Source organism: Klebsiella sp. HMSC25G12 (assembly GCF_001807705.1).
Taxonomy (GTDB): Bacteria; Pseudomonadota; Gammaproteobacteria; order Enterobacterales; family Enterobacteriaceae; genus Klebsiella; species Klebsiella variicola.
Window position 1 is genome coordinate 1 of record NZ_KV789867.1, and the last position, 4,215, is coordinate 4,215.

Below are 4,215 nucleotides of genomic sequence, written 5' to 3' on the forward strand. Positions count from 1 at the left end.
AAATTTCGTGGATTATGGAATGATTGCAGACATAGCATTTCATGATCTTGATAGTCATAACCCTCATGCTCATGTAATGCTAACTTTAAGAACTGTTAGCCCAAATGGATTTGGGAACAAACAAAGAGAATGGAATAATAGAGAAAATATTGAAGCCTGGCGAGTTAACTGGGAAATAATAGCAAATGACAGATTAAAAAAATATGGTCATAAGTCCCGTATTGATTCCCGTTCATTAAAAGATCAAAAAGAAGAGGCAGAAAGAAAGGCTGTTTTTGCTAAAACTCCGAAAGAGAAAGCCAAGTGGATTTCAAAAACTATTGAACTGGACAGAACGCCAATGACCAGGATACACAGGCACCAATGGCGAAAAGGTCAAAAATTAAGAGCTATGGAGCAAAAAGAAAAAGCATTATTATTAAAAATAGCTAATGCAACATACTTACAGCAAACCAAACCACCTCAGCCAGAGGAAACTATGAAAATAGAGAAAAAGCCTCTTGCAAGGTCAATCATTGATAATTTAAAGGCATTATACAAAAAGACCCAGCATATATTTAAATCAAAACCTAATGTAAATAAAAATAAAAAAGAAGAAAAAGAAGATCCTCAAAATTTCGTTAGTAGTTATGTAATAAATGAATTTGGCGAACATATATTAAAGACAGAGTTAGAAACAAAACCTAAAACAGGCACAGGAACCGGAACCGGTGGAAATAATGGAGGCGGAAAAATGGGTTCAGGCTCTGGAATGTCTCCTATGAACCAACCACAACCAAAAATTGAAGAGCCTGAGCCGGAACCAATGCCGGAATTCGAAGATCAGCAACCTAAGAGGAAGAAGAAATTTGGAATGTAGTATATAGTGGTATATATTCCTATATAGTAGTATCACTTAATACAACTTAATATTATTTAATACTATACTATAATATACTACATTTTTAGAGTTGTGATCCTCGCCGGTTCTATTTCCCCTTTATGTATTGCCACAGCTTCATTAACTGACTTCATAAGCATTTTAAAAAATTTACTATGCTTATTTCTTTTCCGTTTTTTCTGCACTTTCTTTTTTTTCATATATTCACCAAAAAAAATCGAATCGCCAATTTTTCTTCGAACAATACTCTTTTTTCTTTTTTTATTGTTTTTCTATCTTCGGTAATGCTTCGCACCATAGATCTGATAGTAATGCTTTGCTGCCGTATGTAAAGAACTGCCCCAACTTCGTTGGGCTGTTATCTGATATGGTTAAGCTCCCCACTTGACAAATTTTTAAGATCGGTTAGAACTGGTACAGGATTGAAAAACCTATAAAAATAAAAACCCCACCCTCTGCGATTTTGTTTTGGCGACAGAAAACAGAGAGTAGGGCCAGATAAAAAGGACTGAAAAAATGATAATACAAGAAGAACATAACATCGATTTTTTTAAAAATCAAATGCCTAACAAGCCTTATTGTACAAATAACCTCGATATGGGATTAAGCATAAGGAACAAGGCAAAAGCCTTAGAAATGCTGTATTTACAGGCAAATCAGCCAGCAATCCAAACTTGCTTACTCTTTGATTTAGATAAGAAAAACTCATTCTATACATTTGAGAAGGTGGGCTTACCCATACCTCACTTTATTACAAAAACACCAAAGACAGGTCGTTGCCATTACGGGTACATGCTTAAAGCCGGTGTTTGTAAGACACAACAAGCAAGGTTGAAGCCGTTGAAGTATGCCGCTGCCGTTGAAATGGCTATGGCGAAAAAACTCAAAGCAGATCTGGGGTTTGCTGGATTGATTACAAAAAATCCACTCAATGATCACTGGTCGCCGTTCTGGTCAGGTGCTGACCTTTACGACCTGGATTATTTAGCTGATTTTGTGGACTTAGAAAAACCTCAAATACAAGAGAAAAAAAGCGAGGCTTATGGTTTAGGTCGCAATGTTAATTTGTTTGAAGATCTACGACAATATGCTTACAGAACGGTTTTAAATTTCAAAAAAATATCTACTTTCGAGAAATTCGAAAACGAACTATTATTAAAAGCACAGGGTTTAAATACTTTTTGCAATCCACTAAATCCGTTACAATACAAAGAGTTAAAGGCAACAGCAAGAAGCATAGCCCGTTGGACCTGGAAAAATTTTGATAGCCATACATTTTCACTAATACAATCTTCAAGAGGTGCGAAAAATAAAAACAAACCCAAGAAGAGTAATGTTAAAGAAATGCTTGGTTTTATAGGAGGTGAAAAATGAGAAGAAGCACAATAAGAAAAGGTTTAACTCAAAAAGAAATGGCTGAAAGATTTAATATATCTGTTAAAACGGTAAAAAAATATACATCCGAACCGCGTGAACAATACGAACAAACAGCGGCTGATCGTCGTCGTCAGGCTTACGAACTACGAAGCCAGGGGCTGAAATGGCAACAGGTAGCCGACAAAATGGGCTGTTCGTATCACGGAGCCGTTGCCCTGTATCGCCGTTATGTTGCCTTAGATATGCCTAAAAACAGCCTGTAACGACTTCTAAGCAGTTTTTCCCCCTAACCTAACCAAACCCTCCACCCCTGGGGGGATTTTTCCCCCTTTCCCCGTATCCGGGCTTGTGTCTGGATAGGTGAGGGACACTCTGGTACCAACAAATCAACAAACCCACCCAGCCACCGGAGGCCCTCTGGCAACCTTAAAACCTCCAGCCGTTGGCTGGCAACCCTTCACAGCAAAAAACCAGCCCAAAAAGCGGCTGGTTCTTCACTGTTCACGGTTTACGATTTCCATTGTTGCAATATATCCATTCCGATTCGTGTAAAATCTCTTTTCTCTTCTTCGTCTAACTCATTGATTTTACTTAACAAGCCAAGAATTAAAGCCTTGTTAATTTCCTCTGGTTTTTTATCTAACACCTTAGCCACTTCTGCACCCAGGATTATTTTTTGTCTTGTTTCTTCCCGTCTGTCCTGCCTTGCTTTTTTTGTTCTTAGTGCTTGTAATTTATTTTGTAGATCTGCGATCTGCTGTGCTGTTGATTTGCTCATATTACAACCTCCTTTTATCTTTATTATCTTTGTTATCTTCTACTTGGATTATTTCATTTAATTTATCTAATTCATAAGAAGCCAGTTTTTGAACAATCACAAACTGGAAATTCTCATAATCATATAATGGCCATTCAAGCAACCGCCAAACAAAAGGATCGTGATCTCCCAAAGGGCTTAAATCATATGTTGTAATTCCAAAATCTAAAATAACAGCAGTTCTCAGATCTATTTTATCTCGAAAAATTATTCTACATATATCCTCAACTGGATACTGGAAAAAATCCAGAGCCATATTATTTTTATTTAAAAAAGACACTACCTCTTTATGTAAAATGTTTAAACAGTCGTTAAACTCTTGTTCTTCAAACTCTAAACCTCTATATTGCATATTAAAAACCTCCACACTATAAGATAGTGAATGTATTACCACATTTAGTACATTCAACCTCTGTAATTGGTCCCTCTTCTTTTGAATACTCCTCAGTAAATCTAAATATATGGCGAGTGTTTTTTTCACAATGATCACACCAATTGACTTGTATATCAGGGCCGAGCGTTTCTTTTTCCATATAACCTCCATTATTTTATTTTGTTATTTATTACCTCCATTATTTACTTTAGTCAAATATATTTTAGAATAAAATAAATAATATTTAATATTGGGCGAAGCCTGGGGTTCATTACTTATTATTTTGAGGTGAAGCCGAAAAAATAATATTAGTAATGCCCACTTACACGTCGCAAGCGACGTATGGGCCCTGCGGGGCTAAAAACCAAAATTCAAAAGACAAAAAAAGTAAGGGGTAGACTATGGCGACATTTCATATCAGCTTTAAAAAATTACGAAGATCAGAAGGTAAATCTTCGGTTTATTTATCTGCATATCAAAACCGAGAAAAGACAAAAGATAATCGAACCGGGGCAACCTGGGATTATTCAAAAAAAGAGGGATTTTTCGGCTCTGCTATCCTCTCCCCTGCCGGCACACCTGCCGAACTGGTGAAGGACTCAGGCACCCTCTGGAATGCCGTAGAGGCTGGCGAGAAGCGAAAGGATGCCGAATTATGTCGCTATGTGGACATAGCCATCCCCAAGGAGCTGGACGACGGCCAGAAGAAGCAGATCGTCCTCGATTACTGCCAAGAAAATTTCGTGGATTATGGAATGATTGCAGACA

The 4,215-nt window shown here is 37.2% G+C and carries 7 protein-coding genes; 4 read left to right on the forward strand and 3 right to left on the reverse strand.

Features of this window, described 5'->3' with window-relative positions:
* The 3 genes from HMPREF3096_RS09685 to HMPREF3096_RS29015 form a co-directional block, all read left to right on the forward strand.
* A partial coding sequence (locus tag HMPREF3096_RS09685; protein ID WP_176747746.1) for a MobA/MobL family protein occupies positions 1-859 on the forward strand: 859 nt, incomplete at its 5' end.
* Positions 860-1,396: 537 nt separating this feature from the next.
* Positions 1,397-2,254, forward strand: a complete 858-nt coding sequence (locus HMPREF3096_RS09690; protein ID WP_000586611.1) for a replication initiation protein — start codon at positions 1,397-1,399, stop codon at positions 2,252-2,254.
* Positions 2,251-2,520, forward strand: a complete 270-nt coding sequence (locus tag HMPREF3096_RS29015) for a MalT transcriptional regulator family protein (RefSeq protein WP_021197950.1) — start codon at positions 2,251-2,253, stop codon at positions 2,518-2,520. The genes HMPREF3096_RS09690 and HMPREF3096_RS29015 overlap by 4 nt, the downstream gene beginning before the upstream one ends.
* A 245-nt stretch (positions 2,521-2,765) precedes the next feature.
* Here the strand turns inward: HMPREF3096_RS29015 and HMPREF3096_RS09695 are convergent, their stop codons facing one another.
* Genes HMPREF3096_RS09695 through HMPREF3096_RS31400 form a run of 3 tightly spaced genes read right to left on the reverse strand, consistent with a single transcriptional unit; the run spans position 2,766 to position 3,607 of the window.
* Positions 2,766-3,035: a conjugal transfer protein TraD gene (locus tag HMPREF3096_RS09695; RefSeq protein ID WP_000047246.1), complete on the reverse strand. Its 270-nt coding sequence runs from the start codon at positions 3,033-3,035 to the stop codon at positions 2,766-2,768.
* 1 nt (position 3,036) lies between these two features.
* Positions 3,037-3,426 (reverse strand): hypothetical protein, encoded by a 390-nt coding sequence (locus HMPREF3096_RS09700; protein ID WP_223168448.1) that lies wholly within the window; start codon positions 3,424-3,426, stop codon positions 3,037-3,039.
* Between the two features lie 16 nt (positions 3,427-3,442).
* Positions 3,443-3,607, reverse strand: coding sequence for a hypothetical protein (locus HMPREF3096_RS31400; protein WP_162865999.1), 165 nt, complete (start codon positions 3,605-3,607; stop codon positions 3,443-3,445).
* Positions 3,608-3,848: 241 nt separating this feature from the next.
* Here HMPREF3096_RS31400 and HMPREF3096_RS09705 point away from each other — a divergent pair.
* Positions 3,849-4,215 (forward strand): MobA/MobL family protein (locus HMPREF3096_RS09705; protein ID WP_162871180.1); only part of this gene is annotated, 367 nt, incomplete at its 3' end.

Excerpts from the sequence above, each read along its gene's own strand:
- HMPREF3096_RS09690 (WP_000586611.1), top strand. The coding sequence starts at position 1,397 with ATGATAATACAAGAAGAACATAACATCGATTTTTTTAAAAATCAAATG.
- HMPREF3096_RS29015 (WP_021197950.1), top strand. The coding sequence starts at position 2,251 with ATGAGAAGAAGCACAATAAGAAAAGGTTTAACTCAAAAAGAAATGGCT.
- HMPREF3096_RS09695 (WP_000047246.1), bottom strand. The coding sequence starts at position 3,035 with ATGAGCAAATCAACAGCACAGCAGATCGCAGATCTACAAAATAAATTA.
- HMPREF3096_RS09700 (WP_223168448.1), bottom strand. The coding sequence starts at position 3,426 with ATGCAATATAGAGGTTTAGAGTTTGAAGAACAAGAGTTTAACGACTGT.
- HMPREF3096_RS31400 (WP_162865999.1), bottom strand. The coding sequence starts at position 3,607 with ATGGAAAAAGAAACGCTCGGCCCTGATATACAAGTCAATTGGTGTGAT.